General features: G+C 42.2%; 18 protein-coding genes. 8 read left to right on the top strand and 10 right to left on the bottom strand.

What is annotated here, in order from left to right; all coding sequences use genetic code 11:
* Positions 1-264: 264 nt before the first annotated feature.
* From ade to ACSYTE_RS01930, 3 genes are all read right to left on the bottom strand, one after another.
* A complete protein-coding gene (ade, locus tag ACSYTE_RS01940; RefSeq protein WP_491717039.1) occupies positions 265-1,953 on the bottom strand; it encodes an adenine deaminase in 1,689 nt (562 codons plus the stop codon).
* A 116-nt stretch (positions 1,954-2,069) separates the two neighbouring features.
* Positions 2,070-3,089 (bottom strand): NAD(P)-dependent alcohol dehydrogenase, encoded by a 1,020-nt coding sequence (locus tag ACSYTE_RS01935; RefSeq protein WP_491717038.1) that lies wholly within the window; start codon positions 3,087-3,089, stop codon positions 2,070-2,072.
* 11 nt (positions 3,090-3,100) lie between these two features.
* Positions 3,101-3,985 (bottom strand): LysR family transcriptional regulator, encoded by an 885-nt coding sequence (locus ACSYTE_RS01930; RefSeq protein ID WP_491717037.1) that lies wholly within the window; start codon positions 3,983-3,985, stop codon positions 3,101-3,103.
* Between the two features lie 139 nt (positions 3,986-4,124).
* Between ACSYTE_RS01930 and ACSYTE_RS01925 the strand changes: the two genes are divergently transcribed.
* From ACSYTE_RS01925 to ACSYTE_RS01910, 4 genes are all read left to right on the top strand, one after another.
* The gene (locus ACSYTE_RS01925) at positions 4,125-5,744 is read left to right on the top strand and encodes a malolactic enzyme (RefSeq protein WP_491717036.1); all 1,620 of its coding nucleotides are present in this window, start codon (positions 4,125-4,127) and stop codon (positions 5,742-5,744) included.
* Positions 5,745-5,898: 154 nt separating this feature from the next.
* On the top strand, positions 5,899-7,239 hold the full coding sequence (locus ACSYTE_RS01920; protein WP_491717035.1) for a dihydrolipoyl dehydrogenase family protein: 1,341 nt from the start codon (positions 5,899-5,901) through the stop codon (positions 7,237-7,239).
* An 85-nt stretch (positions 7,240-7,324) separates the two neighbouring features.
* On the top strand, positions 7,325-8,653 hold the full coding sequence (locus tag ACSYTE_RS01915) for a dihydrolipoyl dehydrogenase family protein (protein ID WP_491717034.1): 1,329 nt from the start codon (positions 7,325-7,327) through the stop codon (positions 8,651-8,653).
* A gap of 106 nt (positions 8,654-8,759) precedes the next feature.
* Entirely contained in the window at positions 8,760-10,436 is a 1,677-nt protein-coding gene (locus ACSYTE_RS01910; RefSeq protein ID WP_491717033.1) for a glycoside hydrolase family 13 protein, read from the top strand.
* 75 nt (positions 10,437-10,511) lie between these two features.
* Here the strand turns inward: ACSYTE_RS01910 and ACSYTE_RS01905 are convergent, their stop codons facing one another.
* Together ACSYTE_RS01905 and ACSYTE_RS01900 are read right to left on the bottom strand one after the other, a co-directional pair.
* On the bottom strand, positions 10,512-10,847 hold the full coding sequence (locus ACSYTE_RS01905) for a hypothetical protein (RefSeq protein ID WP_491717032.1): 336 nt from the start codon (positions 10,845-10,847) through the stop codon (positions 10,512-10,514).
* 123 nt (positions 10,848-10,970) lie between these two features.
* Complete coding sequence (locus ACSYTE_RS01900; protein WP_491717031.1) at positions 10,971-11,993, bottom strand: YeiH family protein; 1,023 nt, start codon at positions 11,991-11,993, stop codon at positions 10,971-10,973.
* A 114-nt stretch (positions 11,994-12,107) separates the two neighbouring features.
* Here ACSYTE_RS01900 and ACSYTE_RS01895 point away from each other — a divergent pair, with 114 nt between their 5' ends.
* Together ACSYTE_RS01895 and ACSYTE_RS01890 are read left to right on the top strand one after the other, a co-directional pair.
* Complete coding sequence (locus tag ACSYTE_RS01895; RefSeq protein ID WP_491717273.1) at positions 12,108-12,923, top strand: LysR family transcriptional regulator; 816 nt, start codon at positions 12,108-12,110, stop codon at positions 12,921-12,923.
* 87 nt (positions 12,924-13,010) lie between these two features.
* Positions 13,011-13,802, top strand: a complete 792-nt coding sequence (locus ACSYTE_RS01890; protein WP_491717030.1) for a DUF975 family protein — start codon at positions 13,011-13,013, stop codon at positions 13,800-13,802.
* A 56-nt stretch (positions 13,803-13,858) separates the two neighbouring features.
* Here ACSYTE_RS01890 and ACSYTE_RS01885 read toward each other — a convergent pair whose 3' ends face one another.
* A complete protein-coding gene (locus tag ACSYTE_RS01885) occupies positions 13,859-14,119 on the bottom strand; it encodes a hypothetical protein (RefSeq protein WP_491717029.1) in 261 nt (86 codons plus the stop codon).
* Between the two features lie 265 nt (positions 14,120-14,384).
* Here ACSYTE_RS01885 and ACSYTE_RS01880 point away from each other — a divergent pair, with 265 nt between their 5' ends.
* Complete coding sequence (locus tag ACSYTE_RS01880) at positions 14,385-17,036, top strand: HAD-IC family P-type ATPase (protein ID WP_491717028.1); 2,652 nt, start codon at positions 14,385-14,387, stop codon at positions 17,034-17,036.
* Between the two features lie 82 nt (positions 17,037-17,118).
* Positions 17,119-17,817 carry a DUF975 family protein gene (locus tag ACSYTE_RS01875; RefSeq protein ID WP_491717027.1) on the top strand — a complete coding sequence of 233 codons (699 nt, stop codon included), beginning with the start codon at positions 17,119-17,121 and terminating at the stop codon, positions 17,815-17,817.
* Positions 17,818-17,834: 17 nt separating this feature from the next.
* On the opposite strand, the gene ACSYTE_RS01870 is transcribed toward ACSYTE_RS01875, so the two are convergent.
* Genes ACSYTE_RS01870 through ACSYTE_RS01855 form a run of 4 tightly spaced genes read right to left on the bottom strand, consistent with a single transcriptional unit; the run spans position 17,835 to position 20,717 of the window.
* Positions 17,835-18,161 carry a hypothetical protein gene (locus ACSYTE_RS01870; RefSeq protein ID WP_491717026.1) on the bottom strand — a complete coding sequence of 109 codons (327 nt, stop codon included), beginning with the start codon at positions 18,159-18,161 and terminating at the stop codon, positions 17,835-17,837.
* Complete coding sequence (locus tag ACSYTE_RS01865) at positions 18,149-18,655, bottom strand: VanZ family protein (protein WP_491717025.1); 507 nt, start codon at positions 18,653-18,655, stop codon at positions 18,149-18,151. Before ACSYTE_RS01865 ends, ACSYTE_RS01870 begins: the two co-directional genes overlap by 13 nt.
* A 37-nt stretch (positions 18,656-18,692) precedes the next feature.
* The gene (locus tag ACSYTE_RS01860) at positions 18,693-19,121 is read right to left on the bottom strand and encodes a universal stress protein (RefSeq protein ID WP_491717024.1); all 429 of its coding nucleotides are present in this window, start codon (positions 19,119-19,121) and stop codon (positions 18,693-18,695) included.
* A 30-nt stretch (positions 19,122-19,151) separates the two neighbouring features.
* Positions 19,152-20,717: an Nramp family divalent metal transporter gene (locus tag ACSYTE_RS01855; RefSeq protein ID WP_491717272.1), complete on the bottom strand. Its 1,566-nt coding sequence runs from the start codon at positions 20,715-20,717 to the stop codon at positions 19,152-19,154.
* Positions 20,718-20,933 lie beyond the last annotated feature (216 nt).

Raw genomic sequence — 20,933 nt, 5'->3', positions numbered from 1 at the left:
AATTATTAGGCCCCTTTCTTTCTTTTCCGATTAACTAGATCGATTCGAACTATAATTGACATTTGTTTATGTAATTATATTATCATTTTATCGTGGAGTTTACTATACAAAAAGTCCATCAAAGGCTGATATTAAAGAAATAATAAAGGATTAGTCTTGTACAAAATATCAGTCTAACGATTATTGATTTATTTTTGCATTTACAAATTAATAAATGAAAATAAAAAAGATTAAACTAATCGTAGATAGTCTAATCCTTAGTAATTATTTTATGCGCTTTGATTTATTTTGTACATTAATAAACGATTGTTTTTCAAAGTCATAGAGCCCTTGATCAGTGAGCTTGATCGTAGGGATGACGGTCAGTGTCAAAAACGAGAGGGTAATGAATGGATTAAAGTCGATTGCACCACTAATTTGCTGGTAGGCATTGGTAATCTTGGTCAAATCCTCACTGGCTGATTGCCAATCTTTGTTAGACATTAACCCTCCGACTGCCAGTGGCATTGTTGCCAATTCTTTTTCATCGTCGACCACGCTAATGCCGCCACCCACTTTGGTGACAGCCTGCAGTGCTCTAAAAATTGCATCATCATTCGTTCCGACAACGACTAAATTATGTGAATCATGGGCAATCGTAGTCGCCACCGCACCCGATTTAAGGTTAAAGCCGTGAACTAATCCAACCCCTACCGTTCCTAAGTCATGGTGGCGTTCCACCACGACCATTTTCAAAATATCATTTTTTAGATCCGCACTAAATTGCCCATCATGAACTGGAACGGGTAAAACTAGGTGATCAGTTTCAATGTGATTATTTTGAATCCCAATCACATTACATTCTGGATGCTCACCAACTAACGGTAATTTCAGATCTGCTTTCGTAACGTGGTGATGAACCGAATCTGCCGCAAAGGCAAGTGGTTTAGTATCTAAATCTTGTGCTTCAATCCAATGTCCCGCCTTCATTACCCGTTGAACATCAACTTGATACGGATCAGAAACGATTAATAAATCAGCAGCGGCATTCGGGGCTAACATCCCTAAATTCTGCACCCGATGCGCTAACGCCGCGTTATAACTAGCCATCGTATAAGCAGTTTCGGGCCGAATACCAAACTCAATCGCAAGGCGGACGCAGTAATTGATGCCCCCCTCAGCTAAGATGGTGTTGACGAACTTATCATCGGTACAAAACGAAAATTGTTGGGCATTGCCTTCATTAACGACTTGGATCGTATTTTGTAAATCACGTTCGACGGTCCCTTCACGCAAGAAAATATTAAAGCCCTCCGCCAGACGCGCTGCAATTTGTGATTGGTTCACGCTTTCATGATCAGTATTGATTCCGACCTGACGGTATGTATCTAACATTTGACGGTTAAAACCAGCCCCGTGCCCATCAACTTGGTAGCCTAGGCTCAAAGCATCATTAATTTTAGCCATAATACCAGGACTGCGCTTTAAAACGGCTGGATAATCCATCACCTCGGCTAGTCCCTTGACCTCTGGTTCACGATAAAACGGACGTAAGTCATCAGCGCTCAAGGTTGCTCCGTTATTTTCAAAGGGCGTCGCAGGAACTGATGATGGTAACATTACATCGACATCCAAAGGGGTTTGTCGCGCATCATCAATCATATATTGAACCCCTGGCACACCAGCAACGTTTGCAATTTCGTGTGGATCGGTAAAAATAGTCGTCGTCCCAAGTGGCAAAATGACCTTCGCTAGTTCGGAAGGGACTAATAAAGAACTTTCAACGTGAACATGACTATCAATAAAACCTGGAACAATGTATTGATCATGAGCATCGTAGGTTTGTTCGGCAGTGAATGGCTGGTCTCCAGTCGCAATGATCTTGCCCCCATCGATCCAAAGTTGATTCGCCTCAAATCGGCGTGCGTAAACATTTAAAACATTGTTTCCCTTGACTAGTAAATCAACTTGCATTTAGATTCCCCATTTCAATCAAATTATGTAAAATTATTTCAATTATCAATCATCGAAATTTCTTTGTCAACACTCGATGCAGGGCAAACAAAAACACCACTGGATAACCAGTGATGCTAGCGTTCTTCATTATATTTTTGATCATCAAAATCCATTGTGATCGAAATCTTACCGTCAATCGGATTTTTAATCGCATACTTAATTGCATCTTTAATGTAGCGCACTGAAAAAGTAGCATCGATTTCTGGATGCAAAACGCCCCGTTGAGCGAGATTGGCTACTTTCCAAAGCCAATCGGGTCTAACAAAGAGGTGTTCAAAATGCCCTTGATACCATCTAAAGCCGACTTCCATCATGTCGCCAAACGGATTCGTTTCAATCCCGCGCTTTCCTTGATGGATTTCAACGTAGTACCCATTCGGATTTAAGAAGCGCCGAATGTAGCTAGGCGAACGATGCCCATTGACCACAATGATGCTATCAAATTTACCCTTCAATTGCTTTTGCCAGTTCGGTTTCGCCTCGATCAAATCTGCTAAATAAAAATTGGCAGCCACGTTTAAATTTTCGGTGGCACAAACTCCAGTGACCTCGCCACCCAGTGAGCTGGCGTATTGCAGTGCGAATTGTCCAACCCCACCACTGATTCCAATAATCAAGACCCGTTTATTAAAATCAATTTTGGCCCCGTTCACAGCGGTAACAGCAGTCCCAGCAGCCATTGGTAAGGCTGCACAATCCCTAAAGTTTAAATTTGAGGGCGTAAAAGCAACGTTATTTTCGTTCGCACAAACATAATCAGCCCACGCTCCGTATTGAAAGTCATCGGTGATTCCGAACACCTTATCACCAACTTGGATATCACGAACGTCGGTGCCGACTCCCTCAACGATGCCAGCAAAATCGCAACCCATGATCTTATTGATCGCGGGGTTCACGAAGCGGTCGAACATTCTAAAATTAAGTGCCTTTCGACTAGCTCGTTCAGGCTTAGCGTAACGAAAATAATCTAGGTAGTTAATGGATGAATTTTTTACCCTGACCAACACCTGATCAGGAGCTGGTTCGGGGCGATGTACCGATTCAATTTTTAGGTCTGCTAAACGCCCTGATTTAGTAGATACTACTCCCTTCATTTTTTCACCTCCTATTTATTAATCAAAGCAGCCCTAATCTGATTTAAAATTTCAGATTGCAGCTGATTAAAAAGATGGGAACGTCGATAGACAATGCTGGTAACGAAACTAGGCACATCTTGATCCAATAGGTCGACCTTGACCACATCTGGATTCCGATCAGAAACAAGGGTGGTGAAACACCCAATTCCGACGTTTTCCCGAATCATGTTCAAGATACTATGAATCCCACTGGAACGAAAAATAATTTGTGGCCGAAAGTGGTTGCGTTTTGCCATCGCGTTAATAACATTATTATGAATAAAACCGCTTTTAAAAAGAATAAAGGCCTCGCGTTTTAAATCCTGAAAGAACACCCCCTGCTGTTGTGCCAAAGGATTGTCTTTCGAGACATAAATTGCGAACGGACGCCGATCAAATTCCTCTGAAATAATCGTCGCTTCTTCCAACGGATTAACCGAGCCCAGCAATGCTAAATCAATCTGACCGCTTTTAAGCGCATTCAAAGTAGCAGCAGAACCCAATTCAACGGTCTCAATTTTATCTAATAAGTGATGCTGCTTCAAGCGCGCTGCGACCTTAGCAAAGTAATGGTTTTCGATTGTCGGTGGAAGCCCCAATATTAACTTTGCACGCTTAAAATTGGCAATTTCAGCCTTAGCTAACTGAACGTTCTTAATGATCGATTTAGCATGGAGCAATAATTGGTTTCCGCTATCAGTGATCGTCAGCTCTTGACTGCGGTATCTAATAATTAATTTACTATCCATCTCACGTTCGAGTCGTTGCAAGGCAAATGTAATCGTCGGTTGACTAACCTTAAATTCATGAGCTACTTTAGAAAAATTTTTAATTTCTGTCAAGGCAATAAAATATTCTAAATCGCGTGTATTCATTCAATACCCCTTTCACCAGTGTTCAACGACTCCTTATAAAAATATTTTATCACAAATCTAATCTTTGACTATTAAATAATGTAAGGATTAATATTAATTTATTATAAATACTTTAGCATCTTTACTAGGAGGACTTGCAATGGGATATAACATTTTAAATGATCCATTCAAAAATAAGGGCACTGCTTTCACGATGGCGGAAAGAAAGGCCCTTGGCTTACAAGGATTGCTGCCACCATTCGTTCAATCACTAGATGATCAAGCTACCCAAGCATATGGACAATTTCAGTCCAAGCCATCAGCGATTGAAAAGCGCGTTTTCTTAATGACGCTCTTCAACGAAAATCGGGTGCTATTCTACAAGTTATTTAGTCAACACGTCGTTGAATTCATGCCGATCGTCTACGATCCAACGATTGCCGAATCAATTGAAAACTACAGCGAATTATTCGTTCAACCACAAAACGCTACCTTCCTATCGATTAATGATCAAGATTCGATCGAACAATCACTAAGAAACGCTGCTGACGGGCGTGACATTCGCCTGATCGTAGTTTCCGATGCCGAAGGAATCTTAGGGATTGGTGATTGGGGCACGAACGGTGTCGATATCGCCGTTGGAAAACTGATGGTTTATACTGCCGCTGCTGGGATTGATCCATCGCAAGTCCTTCCCGTCATCTTAGATGCTGGCACTAATAATGAAGCGTTGTTGAACGACCCGTTATACCTTGGGAACCACCAAAAAAGAGTTTACGGTGAAAAATACTACGCATTCGTTGACCAATTCGTAGAAACTGCCGAAAAGCTATTTCCTGACATGTACCTACACTTCGAAGACTTCGGGCGTTCCAATGCTGCTAACATCTTAAACAAATATAAGGAACAATACACCGTCTTTAATGATGATATCCAAGGAACTGGGATCATCGTATTGGCAGGAATCCTAGGTGCTCTTAACATCTCGGGTGAAAAGCTCACAGACCAAAAATACCTCTGCTTCGGAGCTGGAACTGCTGGGGCTGGAATCGTTTCACGGGTATGTGCAGAATTCGTTCAACAGGGGTTGAGTGAAGCAGAAGCTAAAAAACACTTCTACCTCGTTGATAAACAGGGGCTTTTGTTCGATGATGATGATTCACTCACTCCAGAACAAAGACCATTCGCCCGCTCACGGTCTGAATTTGATAATCCAGATGCACTCACCGACCTATCCGCAGTTGTCAAAGCTGTCCACCCTACCATCATGGTCGGAACTTCGACTCAACCGGGTTCATTCACCGAAGACATCATCAAGGAAATGGCCGCCCATGCTGATCGGCCAATCATCTTCCCAATCTCCAACCCAACTAAGTTAGCGGAAGCAAAGGCTGAAGACCTCTTGAAGTGGACCGACGGTAAGGCATTGATCGGTACTGGTATCCCAGTTGATGATATTGAATATAACGGGGTTACCTACCAAATTGGCCAAGCTAACAACGCATTGGTTTATCCTGGATTAGGGCTCGGGGCAATTGCTTCGACCGCAAGCGTATTAAACGATGAAATGATTTCTGCAGCCGCCCATTCATTAAGCGGCATCGTCGATCCTAAAAAACCTGGTGCTGCTGTTTTACCACCTGTTTCTAAGCTCTATGCATTCTCGGAAACGGTTGCTAAGGCCGTTGCCAATAGTGCTGTGCAACAAGGATTGACCCGTGAAAAGATTCAAGACGTTGACCAAGCCATTCAAGATACAAAATGGGAACCTAAATATTAATTGCCAATTAGGCGCTGGTGTATCAACACTTGGCGCCTTTTGATTTTCAATGAGCAAATGCTTTGTACACAAACAAAGTAAATGCTAGAATAACAATGTAGTAAAAATGTAGAATAAAAATGGATAAAAAATAACTTAATTGGAGGCATTTTTTATGGCTACAAATTACGATTATGATGTTCTTTATTTAGGTGCCGGTCATGGTACTTTTGATGGTGCGATTCCTTTAGCAGGCACTGGTAAAAAGGTTGCTGTTGTTGAAGCTGAAGCAATTGGTGGGACTTGCCCTAACTGGGGATGTAACGCTAAGATCGCTTTGGATGCACCCGTTGCTTTAACTCGTGAACAAGAAAGAATTAAAGATCAATTGAATGGTGAACAATTAACCATTAACTGGACTGCTAATATGTCACGCAAGCATTCCATTATTGATGTTTTACCTGGTGCCATCGAAGGTTTGATGACTAGTGCTAGCATCGATGTTATCAAGGGTTACGGTAAATTAACAGATCCTCACACTGTTGAAGTTGACGGCGAAAAGAAGACTGCTGATAAGATCGTAATTGCTACTGGACTCACTCCCCACAAGCTAAATCTTCCTGGAACTGAATTAACCCATAATAGTAAGGACTTCCTTGCATTAACTCACCTTCCAAAGCGGATTACGATTGTCGGTGGTGGTTACATTGCCATGGAATTTGCTACCATTGCTAATGCCGCTGGTGCTGACGTTACCGTTATGCTCCACAGCGACGTAGCATTACGTCCATTCTACCAACCATTCGTTAAGAAGGTCTTAGTTGACTTACAAAGACGTGGTGTGCACTTCGTCAAGAACAGTAACGTTCGTGGATTCAAGAAGGATGGCGACGCATTTGCCGTTGAATACGGTGAAAACGACACCTTAGCTACTGACTGGATCTTAGATGCTACTGGTCGGGTTCCTAACGTTCATGGCTTTGGCCTTGAAGAAGTTGGCGTTAAGTTTGACGAACGTCACGGAATCGATGTTAATGACCATCTCCAAACTAGCGTTGAAAACATCTACGCTTCAGGAGACGTGATTAACAGCAAGCAACCTAAGTTGACCCCTACTGCTATTTTCGAATCCACTTACCTCACTGGATTACTATCAGGACAAAGCGATGCTCCAATCGACTTCCCTGCCGTTGGTACTAACGCCTTTACTTCCCCACGGATCTCAGAAGCTGGAGTTTCAGTTGCTGAAGCCGAAAAGGATGATAACTACAAGGTTGTTAAGACTGACTTAAAGGATGACTGGTACTACCAAGTTGATAACGACACCGTTGCAGAACGGGCATTGGTATTCGATAAGGAAGGCCACTTAGTTGGTGCTTCTGAAGTTAGTTCCCATGCTGTTGAATCAATCAATACCTTGTTGCCAGCAATTGAATTTAAGTTAACGAAGGAACAAATCGGGCGGATTATCCAAATCTTCCCATCAGTTGCTAGTGATGTATGGGCAACCATCTAATTTAAAATTAACTAATCAATAACTAACGAAAAAACGAAGTACAATTAGTGCTTCGCTTTTTTGTTACATTAAGGAGGAATTGCGAATGACAAAGTATGATTATGACGTCCTATTCATTGGTGCTGGCCATGGTTCCGATGGGGCCCCGCAACTAGCTAAAGCTGGCTACCGCGTTGCAAAGGTCGAAGCGCAAAGAGTCGGCGGCACCTGCACTAACTGGGGTTGTAATGCCAAACTCGTATTAGATGGACCAGTCGAACTAACCCGCCAGCAAGAACGGATGCAAGCCGTCGTGAACGGAAAATTAACATTGGATTGGGCTGCTAACATGCGCTATAAGCATGCGGTCATCGATCCACTCGCTGATGGATTGGAAAATAAGTTTACCAACTTGGGCATCGACATGCTCCATGGCTGGGCGACACTGCGCGATCCACACACCGTTGATATCGATGGAAAAATCAAGACTGCTGATAAAATCGTGATTGCAACGGGATTACACCCGCATCAACTTGCAGTCCCAGGCACCGAGTTAGCACATAATAGCAAGGATTTCCTAGCACTGGATGAACTTCCCAAAGACATTGTGATTATCGGCAGCGGCTACATCGCCATGGAATTCGCGACGATTGCTAACCAGTTCGGTGCCCACGTGACCGTGATGATGCACGGTGACAAGGCGTTGCGCAAGTTCTACCAACCCTATGCTCAAGCAGTGGTAGCTGATTTGAGTAAACGGGGGGTGCAATTTATCCCAAACGCTAACGTCAGCGGCTTTACTAAGGATGGCGACCGTTTCTCCGTTGAATATGGAGAGCATCAGATTCAAACTACCGATTGGATCTTAGATGCAACGGGACGGGTCCCAAACGTTGCTGGATACGGACTGGACGAATTGGGGATCGAATATGATCAACATGGTATTAAGGTCAATGAACACCTACAGACCAACATAGCAAATATCTTCGCCGCTGGTGACATTACGGATACCAAGTACCCTAACCTCACTCCATCGGCAACCTTTCAATCTAAATACATCGCTCGCTTCATTAGTGGTGAAACCAATCAACCAATCGAAGACCCCGTCATTCCATCGGTCACTTTTACATCGCCACGAATTGCGGAAGCAGGCGTGTCAATTGCACAAGCAGAGGCTAGTGATCAATATCAGGTCATTCATGCCGATTTAACGAAGGACTGGTTCCGTCAAGTTGACCATCAACACCTTGCTAAACAAGCATTGGTATTCGATAAAGCCAAACACTTAGTCGGGGTCACTGAAATGAGTGAACAAGCAGATAACGCCATCAATTCGCTCTTGCCAGCGATTGCACTCAAGATGAATCCAAAGCAGATTCAATCGATCATCCCGCTATTCCCATCCATCACCCATGAAGTCTGGAAAAAGCTATAGCAGCTGTTCATTATTTTTACTTTAAGCCAATTCATTTAGTTAAGGCGTTCTTTTGAACTATGCTAAAATATAGTCAATACTTAATTACCAAGGAGGAGTTTGGAATATGTCAAAAAACGATTGGTTCAAGGATTCAGTTGTTTATCAAATTTACCCAATGAGTTTTCAAGATAGTAACGGCGATGGAATCGGTGACTTGAAGGGAATCGAAAACCGCCTTGATTACATTAAAAAATTAGGGGCCAACACGATTTGGTTAAACCCCATTTATAAATCACCTAACAAGGACAATGGTTACGACATTGCAGACTACCAAGCAATCCAACCAGCTTATGGATCAATGGCTGACTTCGACTCGCTGCTAAGTGCGATGCATGAAAAGGGCATTAAGTTATTAATGGATCTCGTGGTCAACCATACTTCTGATCAACATGAATGGTTCCAAGAAAGTAAGAAGTCCCGTGATAATAAGTACGCTGATTTCTACATTTGGCGTGACCCCGTTGACGGCCACGAACCAAATAACTGGGGATCCAATTTCTCTGGTTCCGTATGGACGTTCGTTCCAGAACGGGGCCAATACTACCTCCACTGTTTTGCGGAAGGTCAACCCGATTTAAACTGGGAAAATCCTGAAGTGCGCGAAGCGGTTTACAGTCTGATGCGTTTTTGGCTCGACAAGGGCGTTGACGGTTTTCGAATGGACGTTATCAACTACATCTCAAAACCTGAGGGTCTGCCTAACGGTCCCGTACCAAAGGGGTCAGAATTTGCGCCATGTGAACCAATGACGACTAACGGTCCCCATCTATTGGAATACCTGAATGAAATGAACGATAAGGTATTATCTAAATACGACGTCATGACGGTCGGCGAAATGCCTTCTACGAACCCCGAAGATGCCGTTAGATATGCGAACTTGGACGGCAGTGGCTTGAACATGATCTTCCAATTCGAACACGTCAGCTTATCATTTGGGACGACCAAAGCCCTCGGAAAATGGAACGATGCGCCTGTTAAATTGACCGAATTAAAGCACTCGCTGTCCAGATGGCAAGAAGGCCTCGACGGTAAAAGTTGGAACAGTCTTTACTGGAACAACCATGATCAACCACGGGCGGTTTCTAGATTTGCCAACGACGAACCAGAATTCAGAGTGCGGGCTGCGAAAATGCTTGGCACGACGCTACACATGTTGCAAGGAACCCCATACGTCTATGAAGGTGAAGAACTAGGGATGACTAACGGCCATTTCACTAGCATCGATCAATACGAAGATATTGAATCGATCAACGCCTACAAACAACTCGTTGACCAAGAACACTTGATCAGCTCGGATAAGATGCTTAGCTTCTTGGCCTCCCGTTCTCGTGACAACGCCAGAACCCCAATGCAATGGGATAATAGTAAGTACGCTGGCTTTACCACCGCTGCTAAACCTTGGTACCGCCTCAACGCTAACTACCCTGAAATCAACGCAGCGGATGAATTAGTCGATCAGGATTCCGTTTTCTACTATTACCAAAAATTAATTCAACTCCGTAAGGACAACGACATCATTCGCTACGGTCGATTTGAAAAATTAGACCCAACAGACGATGCAGTCTTTGCCTACAAGCGCCACTACAATGATTTAACGTTAATTTCGATCAATAACTTTACGGCTGAAGATGTTTCCCGTGATTATCAAGTCCCACAAGGGGCCCAATTATTGATTGGGAACTACGCAGATGATCAAGGAACTGAACTCAGACCATTTGAAAGTAAGGTTTACCTCTTCTAATTTAAATTCACAACAAAAAACCAGCTTAGTTAGGATACCCCCTAACTAAACTGGTTTTTAATTTAGATTTTAAAATTATTTAACTGGATCAACGGCACCGTGATCATCAACATGATCGCCGTGAACGTGTTGAAGACGGCCGTTAACTAGGTAGTCAACGTGGTCGCCATGGTCAACCTTTTGGTGGCCACAGTTATCATCGTGTAATTCAGCATCGACAACGTGGACTTCTTGATCTGGGTGCACGCTATCAACCGCAATTTCACATTCGTCAAAGTGATCGCCATCAGCGTGGTGTAAGTGACCGTTAGCTTCTACAAAATCAACGTGGCCGTTGTGTAATAACTTCGTGTGTCCACACTTCATTGAGTGAACGTGGGTTCCATTTTGTTCTGCGATTTTATGTTCCATAATAACTTCCTCCATATTTTCATATAATGATATCTTTATTTGTTGATATAAGAATACACAATCTAAAATCAAAAAGCAACCCTTTTTAACAAAAAAGTTGCTTTTTTTTATAATAAAAGTATATTAACCATGAATTAACAATTTAATTAGGAGTAACGCAGCCACGACTTGCACCGCCCCGACCCCGAGACTATAAATCGCAAACCGCTTGCCGGCCTTCAAAAAGGCTTGCAAGTTCAACCGTAGTCCAATTGCGGCTAAGGCAATGATCTCACACCAGCTACTGAGGAAGTGAGCAAACGCCCCCACAAAATTAGGCAAATGGATCAAACTATTGGCAATACAGAAAATCAAGAACCAGAGTACGTACCAAGGGAGAAAATCAATCTTATGCTTCTTGACATCTTGCTCCACTGCTTCCATCGTTTGTTTTTCACTGACGTTGTGCTTGTGAATTCTGGCAAAGACCACTACAATCACTACCAACATGATGATCCGCATGATCTTGAACAGCGTCGCAAATTCGACCGTGGGTTGATTGACCATCGTTGCACTCGCGATTACTTGCCCGACCGATTGAACGGTCCCCCCAATCAACGCCCCGCGGGTCAGATCAACGTTGCCAAACACTACCGTCCCTAGGATTGGCAGTAAGATCATCAAGACGGTCCCCATGAGGTTGACCAACGTGATCGCCATTCCAGCATCTTCGTCACTTGCGTTGATGACCGGCTTAATCGAAGCGATTGCAGAAGACCCACAAACTGCATTCCCCCCAGCCATTGAAAGGTAGATCCCATCGTCGAATTGCAGCCACTTACCGATCATGATTGCCGCGGTAATCGTAATGCTCATTTGCAAGACCACGAATAATAAGCCCGTCCAATGCAGTTGAATAATCGTTTGGAACGTAATCGTCAGTCCTAATAGCATTACTGAATATTCCAGCAATCGTTTCTCAGCAAATTTAGTTCCAGCGCCTAACACCTTTTGCTTCACAAAGGTATTGCCCAGGATAATCCCTAGGATAATTGAAATTGTGGCCGCTCCCACATCTGGAATGAACAGCGTTAGCAGTTGGCTCACGATTGCGACTAATAAGGCCACCGCAAAACCTGGCGTCCGTTCTTTCAGCGTATTTACCATTTAAATCAGCTCCTATGTAATTAATAATTAAATTATAACAATTGACTTTTGATAAGAGAAGTTAATAATTATAATAGTTACTGTTATAAAATCGAATAGAAAGGATGATCAACCATCTTCAAATATTTCTTAGCCTTTCGCGCCGTGTATGAAAATCGCAACTTTTCACTCGCAGCTAAACAAATCTTCGTATCTCAATCATCAGTCTCCCAACAGATCAAAAAACTAGAGGAGCTCTTAGGCGCCAAGTTGTTCACCCGTAATTCACGCAGTCAGGTCACCCCGACCGGCTTAGCTGATCAACTTTATAACGACGGCGTCAGAATCTTCGAAAAAGAACAGGCCCTTCAACGTCAATTGACCAACCACCATCCCCATAAGATCCAATGCCGCATGGGGATTTCCAACACCACCGCCGATGTAGTGATTACGAACGTTTTAAAGCAGCTCACCCTGCCTCAATCGGTCAGTCTCAAGATAACGGTGACTAACTCAACTAAGATTGCCGAGCAAATGGAGAACCATCAACTTGAGTTCGGGTTGATCGAAAAGGCGATCGTTACCCCCGCGATTGAACGAACGGCTTTTCATACCGACGTATTAGTTCATGCTGGAAACTTCGCTAGCGATACTTGGTTGGAACGTGAAAATGGCTCTGGGGTGTACCACTATACCGAAGAATTTTTTAAACAACGGAATGTTAACCCTACCAAACGCATCCTCATTGATAATAACGATTTAATCGTGCGTTTGTTGGCCGCAGGGATCGGGCAATCGATTATTTCTAGGGATGTATTGCCAGTTGGCATTCCCTTTGAGCCATTGAGCAGCAACTTTGAACGGCAATTCTTCTTTTTGAATCGCGAAAGCTATCCGTTTCACGAATTAATGGAATTAAAGAAAAACATTCTAAATTTAATTCAGCAGTAACGACCATGAACCCTTAAATATTAAGATTGCTTTAAACTACAGCAGTAATTATGTATAATAAAAATATCATTATAAGGAGTGGTATTTTTGAAATTTTCTGATTTAAAATCTGAAGCGAAGCAACAATTAGTTCATCACTATGGGTTCTTATTAATGCTGTTGGTTCCAACATACCTTTTTGGCATAATCTGCTCTGGAGCTTTATTTGTATATATTTATACATCTTTTCATAATGTGATCATTGGGAATTTTAGTAACATTACACAAAACAGTAATCAATTATCTAGCATTACTTTCTACATTAACAATGCACTACTACTCAGTGCAATGTTCGTAATGATCAAAGTCATGCGGGGCCAAGAAACCGAATTTACTGGTGGTTTTAAGAAGGCCCTTAACATCTTTACCCGTGGGGATTATTTCTTTGGCGCCTTCGTGGTCGGGGTCGTTAAGTATGCTTATATGTTCGCTTGGACAATCCTCTCGTTGATAGTTACTATCATAACATATAGTGCTGCAGTTAAATTTGGAGGTAATAACAGCACTATCTTTATCACCATCGTAATTATCATGGCCCTCGTTTCAATTGCTTGTACGGCCTTTGTTACAGCTAAGGGAATCGCCTACTCTCAGGCCCAATATATCTTTCGGGATTCATTAGATGCTGAGAACCCAGTTGGTTATAACCAAGCGGTTACTATTAGTCGCAAATTGATGAATGGCCACAAACTTGAGTTCTTCCTCTTGGTGTTAAGCTTCATTCCTTGGTACCTATTAAGCTATATTACTGCGGGAATCGCGGGGATTTTCTTCGTGACTCCATACACTAAGCTAACCTATGCTAACTACTACGTTAAATTATCACAATCAGCTAAATAGTTTTAAAACAAAAAGCTAGTCAGGAAATTTCCTGGCTAGCTTTTTAACATTAATAATTATTTAGTGTTTGGTTTTGGTGTTCCTTGAGTTGGAACTGAATGGTTTGATTTAAGATGCTTAAATTTACTCAAGCCTGCTAATTTCTTTGACATGTTAAAGTGGCTCATTCGTTGAGGGCGACTATTCCGTCTCATTCTACTAAATTGGCCAGCAGGCGCATTAGTAGCAGCATTAACATTAACAACACCAGAAACAACGGGTGCGGCAACTAAAACGGTTGCGATGGATAATCCAATTAATAGTTTTTTTGATTTCATATGCGAAGCTCCTCTATATTTTTAATAACTTTATTTTAGCAGTATTTATAGCGACTTTCCATCAATTTATTAAAAAAACTTAAAATATATACAAAAAGTTCATTGATTCTGGTAAAATAATTATCAATATACAAGGAGGTGTAGCACATGGATAGTGGCCCTGATCTTTTAAGACCAAGGTTCATCATTGCCCTTCATTATTTTCTAATTGAGTAATTAAATCATGATTTTAACGTTTTGATTTAGACTTAAAGGAGATTATATTATGAAGGATTATCAATTAACTGACCAGGAAATTCAGAATAAGTATCAGATTAAAGATTTTGAAAGCGGACTGACAAGCTCACAAGCAAGTGAACGATTAGCCCAAAATGGACCGAATGAACTCCAGTTCAAGAAGGATTCCAAACTAAAGCTATTCCTACGCCAATTTAATGAAGTCATTATCTATGTACTAATCATTTCTGCTGTCATAACCCTATTGATGCGTCACTACTCAGACTCACTAATCATTGCATTGGTGGTGTTAGCAAATGCAATTATTGGTTATTATCAAGAAGCCAACGCTTCCAACGCATTAGAAAAAATCAGATCGATTCTAGCCACGAATTCCACGGTTTATCGCGACGGCAAGCGAATCGACATCCCCACCAAAGACATTGTGGTCGGCGATGTTGTGTTCCTTGAAGCCGGAGACCGTGTTCCCGCTGACTTACGGCTAGTTGATACTGATAACTTAAGGATTCAAGAATCGGCCTTGACTGGTGAATCCGATTCGATCGAAAAAGATGCAGCCGTCATTACTGCTGCCCACCCTTCGCTTGCTGAACAGGCTAATATCGCCTTTTCATACACTTCCGTTACTTCTGGAAGTGGGACTGGGGTGGTTATCGCCACTGGGAACGAGACTGAAATTGGTCAAATCTCACAAGAAGTAAATAACGCGACCGAAAGAAAGACCCCGTTGATGAAGGAATTAGATCAACTCGGGAAGTGGGTCTCATACGTCATCATGGGCGTTTCGGTACTGCTATTCCTAATCGGCCTATACTTTGAGACCTACTCCGTTTCGGTATTAGCCCTAGCCGTAGTTGCCATGGTCGTGGGTTCAATTCCTGAAGGATTACCCGCTACGACTTCGGTAGTGTTATCACGTGGGGTTAGCGACATGGCCAAAAATAAACACACGATCGTCAAAAGCTTACCAGCCGTTGAAACGCTGGGTTCTGTCGATGTCGTTGCAACCGATAAGACGGGGACGTTAACCCAAAACGAAATGACCGCCACTGACGTGTTACTACCGAGCGGGACTTACCACGTTACTGGGACTGGTTATCAACCCAAGGGCCTTATTTTAGATGCCAACGATCAACCAGTGCATAGCAAGGCGCTTTCGTTATTCCTGACCGCTGGTTTTGAGGCTAATGATACGACCTTAAATCAAGAAGCTGGTGCTTGGGAGATTAATGGTGAACCCACCGATGGAGCCTTCTTGACCCTTTATCACAAGGGGATGCAATCAATGGATGCTCCTAACTACCAAGAAGTCGACCTACTGCCGTTCGATTCTGCTTTCCGTTACATGGGGAAGGTCGTGGTTGATCCAAAGGGAAATAAACAACTCTTCGTAAAGGGATCACCAGATAAGGTTTTAGCCTTAGCTAAAAAGGCCGATCCAGACTTTGACGTTGAAAGTTGGGAAACAAAGGTCCATGCGCTTTCCAAGACTGGAAAACGGGTGATTGCCGTTGGTTACAAGCCAGTTGACAAGAACACAAATGAAATTAACCATGAATTGATCAACTCTGGAATTCAATTCCTCGGGTTGGCTGGAATCATCGATCCACCGCGCGAAGAAGTGGTGCAAGCACTAAAGGAAATGAACGCGGCTGGGGTAGAAGTGAAGATGATTACTGGTGATAACCCCGTAACTGCTAAGGCAATTGGTGAAAAGCTCGGATTGGCTCCTGAAATTCACGCGATTACAGGTGCTGAATTGGATCAACTAGATGATGCCGAATTCACTAAGGCCGTCTTAGAGAACCAAGTGTTCGCTCGGACTACGCCACAAAACAAGCTGCAGATTATTAAAGCACTCCAAGCTGCAGGTAAGGTGACTGCAATGACTGGGGACGGGATCAACGACGCCCCCGCTTTAAAACGGGCTGATATCGGGGTGGCAATGGGAATCAAGGGAACCGACGTTGCCAAGGATTCCGCTGACATGGTCTTGACCGATGATAACTTCGGGACGCTTTCGACCGCCATCAAGGAAGGACGCAGAATCTACGATAACATCAAAAAGAGTATCCGATTCTTACTGCCGACCTCGTTTGCCGAAGGGTTAATCATTGCATTTACGATTTTGACTAAGAACGATATGCCGTTGAACGCTACACAGTTACTATGGATTAACATGGTGTCTGCAATCACGATTCAATTCGTGTTCATCTTCGAACCAGCTGAAAAGAACATCATGCTGAAGAAACCGCGCGATAACAATAGCTCGCTGTTAAGTAAGGCTGATATGATTCGAATGGCCTATATTTCTTCAATCATGGCAATCTGTGGAATTGTGGTCTTCGATACCCTAATCGCTAGTGGTTGGAGCATTGAGGTCGCAAGTACCGTCGTCGTCAACGTAATCGTGTTTGGGAAGATCTTCTACCTGTTCTACATCAGAACGAGTGATCCACTCTTCTCCAAGGCCCTGTTCAGTAATCCAGCTGCTTTCTGGATCATTGGCGCAATGATTGGCCTCCAAATTATCCTAACCTACGTTCCATTCATGCAAGAACTATTCAAGACTGATGGAATTCCGTTGTCAGGTTGGCTAATCTCAATTGCCGCTGGGATCGTGGTATTAACGCTTTCAGAATTAGATAAGTGGGTTTCTAAACGCTTTAAAATCGACTAATCAAACTAACGCCAGGAGGCTTCAACGCTTCCCGGCGTTTTTGTGTTAAAATACTAATAAATCAAATTTATGGAGGCCCGCAATGAACTTCTCAACGTTGAAACAAGATGCTAATCAAGAATTTCTAAAGCATTTTCGTTTCTACTTTATTTTATTTTTACCGTATTTGATTCTAGAATCAATTGGTGGAATCCTTTCTAGTCAGATTTCTAGGGACATTTTAACTAACATTAACCTTGGTAGTAGTGCCGTTGCATCATACTACAGTCAATTTCGAGTCCAAATTAACTTTTTATACCTGATTTCGATCATCACCACAATTGTATTAGTCGGGATCTCATTTCAAATTTTAGATATCATTAGAAATAATGCCACTAGGGAGCATCCACTAGATAAGTCGACCAAGCTCTTTAGCACACCAATGGTATTTGGTGTAATCATTACGATTTTGATTCAATTTATCTTTATCATCCTTTGGACCTGCCTACTTATCATTCCAGGAATTATTAAGTCCTATTCCTACTCACAGGCAATCTATATTTACCGTGATGCCTACGTGAGTGGTAATAAAATCTCGCCACTTCAAGCAATCACCAAGAGTCGTCAGATGATGGTTGGGCACAAGGCTGAATTACTATGGCTCCAGTTAAGCTTCATTGGCTGGTGGATCCTATTGAACATTTCTACTTCGTACACGGTGATTCCAATTTTAGGAATTTTCGTTTACCCCTACTTCCAAATCACAATGATGAATTACTATCACCAATTAAGCAATTCATAATAAAAACGATGTTGAAATTAATCAACATCGTTTTTATTTACATCTCCATTTGCACTCACTTGGAAGGTGCCGACTTCCCCGTCGCCACCGGCTTGAATGAGTTGCTTGTCGAGAACCTGGATGATAAAGATCAACCGTTCTGGATCAAAAGCAAGCGGGACCAAGATGGTGGCATCAGCAGTTAACTTTAATTTAGTTAATAAATGGTTATCAGCATCATCAAATGATTGAATACGCGCATCACCAGTCAGATTCGTCGAAGGCCAAAAGTAGCCGAACTCCCCGCGATACTTCACTTTAATCAAATTATGGTGCCGTTCTAAGACTCGCATTAATTCCGCCATTGAATCCACTTCCTCATTATAAATCGTAAAAGATAGTACCCCGCTACCACCCCGAACCAATTTGAAATCACATCATTGATATCAACGGTGCGTTGAAAATTAGCTAGGTTATCTAAGAATAACTGACCAAATTCGATGAACAATCCAGTTAATATGCCCAGTCCACACACTTGCTTGATCCCCATTGGCCGTGGGTTTAGCAACCACACAAAACCACCTAATGGAATGGTCATGATTACATTGAGCCAAAATCCCTCCGTAAATAACTCCTGAAATGGCATATAAACAACCTGGGCGTGCCCATAAGTGAACGACGCTAATTCTGGATAGCTACCTAGTTGCACGTTGACGGGGAACCGCGGGGTAAAACATAGCCAGGCTACCACCAATAAGTAGCAACCACACAGTATTTGTATTCCCCGATATTGCCAAGTATTCGTTTTAATCATCATATCAAATCCCTTTACCACATTATAAACAAAAAGCCCCGCCATTCCATAATAGAATGACGGGGCTTCATATTAATTTAAACTATCTAATCACCATTACTGAAGTTGGTGAATACTTAGCCATGTAAGAAGCTTGGCTTCCAAAGTGACGCGCAATTCCCTTTTTGGAATGTGATCCGATCACTAATAAGTCTGGTTCAACATGCGGAATCACGTCCTTAACGATGGTTTCTCCGGCATCACCAGAGGCAACGATTGCTTGAACATCCTTGACCCCAGCATTTTTGGCTTGTTCAACATACTTTTGCATATGTTCTTCCAAGTCCTTCTTTTCACCGTGTACGTAATCCCTAGATAAAGCTTCGTAAACGTTAATTTCTTCGGTTTCCAAAACGGAAACTAAGATTAATTGAGCATTATCAGCCTTAGCACGTTCGATTGCGTAGCGAAAGGCTAAAATCGCGTCGTCGGAGTCGTCGACTCCCACTAAAATCCGTTGAAATTGATCCATAACTTACACCTCTTATTTAAAATTGGTTGATTATGCGTTACCCTTTGATTGTGATTGTGATTGTTCTGCCTGGCGTTCAGCTTCGATCCGCTTGTTACCAAAGTAGAATTCAACCATCGTCCAAACTAATAATGCTAAGATAAGGAAATCTAAGATGTAGGCAATCGTATTTGCCATGCTAGTTTGAGCTGCGGTTGGGTTATCACTGAAGAAACCAGCAACTGCTGATGGAAGTCCATTTAAGTTCAAGTAAATCAAACCAAGGACGGAAATCCAACCTAAAATTTTAACCCAGAGGGTGTTCTTAAATTCTTCACCCATTTGACTCTTGTTATCAGTCATTAAGATCAATGGTAACATTGAGAATGGTAATGCCAATGCCAAGAAGATTTGTGAGTTTTCCATTAGGTTATTCAATGCGGTATGTTCTTGTAATTCTGATTCACCACTAGTAAGCGATACACAGATTAAAACGGGAACAACGGAAAGCATCCGAGTAACCAAACGCCGTAACCATAGTGGCATCTTCATGTGAATGAATCCTTCCATGATTACTTGTCCAGTTAAGGTCCCAGTAATCGTGGAGTTTTGTCCAGAAGCTAATAAAGCAACGGCAAACAATGTTGATAAAATACCAGATTTAGCAACGCTAATTAGAACTGGGTTACTTAAAGTTGAAGTGTTGTTCAAGGCATCAAACAATCCGAAGAATGATGAATCCTTAACGGCACCAGTCTTAAATACGGCAACCCCCATGATCAATAGCAATGCGTTAACGAAGAATGCGAAGGTTAATTGGATGTTAGAATCCCAAGTCGTAAACTTGATCGCTCTAGCAACGTCCTTCTTATCCTTTGGATCGTAATCACGAGTTTGTGAAATAGCTGAATGTAAGTAAAGGTTATGTGGCATAACAGTTGCCCCGATGATCCCTAATGCTCCAGCATAAGGAGTTAATCCATCGGAAGCCTTTCTTGATTGTGAAAGGGTATCTGCAGTTGGGATTAATCCCTTGAATACGCCACCCCAGTCAGCATTTGATAATGCCACTTGGTAGGCGAACACTACTAAAATCACAATGATCAAACAAACAACGATTGCTTCGATCTTTCTGAACCCAATCTTGGTAAGTAAAAGCAGTAGTAAAACATCGAATACGGTGATGAACACTGAAACCACAAGTGGAATGTGGAATAACAGGTTCAATGCAATCGCACCCCCGATAACTTCTGCGATATCGGTTGCCATAATGGCAAATTCCGTCATGATCCATAAAACAATTCCAAGCGACTTTGAAGTCCGCGTCCGAATGGCTTGCGCCAAATCCATCTGCGTCACAATCCCAAGTTTAGCCGCCATGTATTGTAGTAACATCGCAATCAAACTTGAGATTAAGATAATCGACATCAAGAGGTACCCAAAATCTTGTCCACCAGTGATTGAAGTCGACCAGTTACCTGGATCCATGTATCCAACGGCAACTAATGCCCCAGGACCTGAATAAGCAAACAAGGTCTTCCAAAAGCCCCAATCTCTAGGTACGGTAACGGTATGGTTAATTTCTTCCAAGGAAGGACCGTTAGCGTAGTGAATCATACTGTGTTTTTCACTCACGTGAAACTCCACCTTTCTGTAAGGTATCATTTTCTGATTGATACAATCTAAATATATAAAAATTTCTTAACCAATGAATATTGTACACTATTTTAATAATTTTTAAAGTCTTTTTTAGGTAAGTCTAAATTTTTTAATTTTTTAGTTAACATTAGTTAACGATTGAAGCAAAATCGATTAACAATCTAAATATTTTTA

The sequence above is a fragment of the Nicoliella sp. ESL1120 genome (assembly GCF_058508515.1).
The sequence above is the reverse complement of the archived record's forward strand: the minus strand, read 5'-3'. Positions and strand labels throughout refer to the sequence as shown.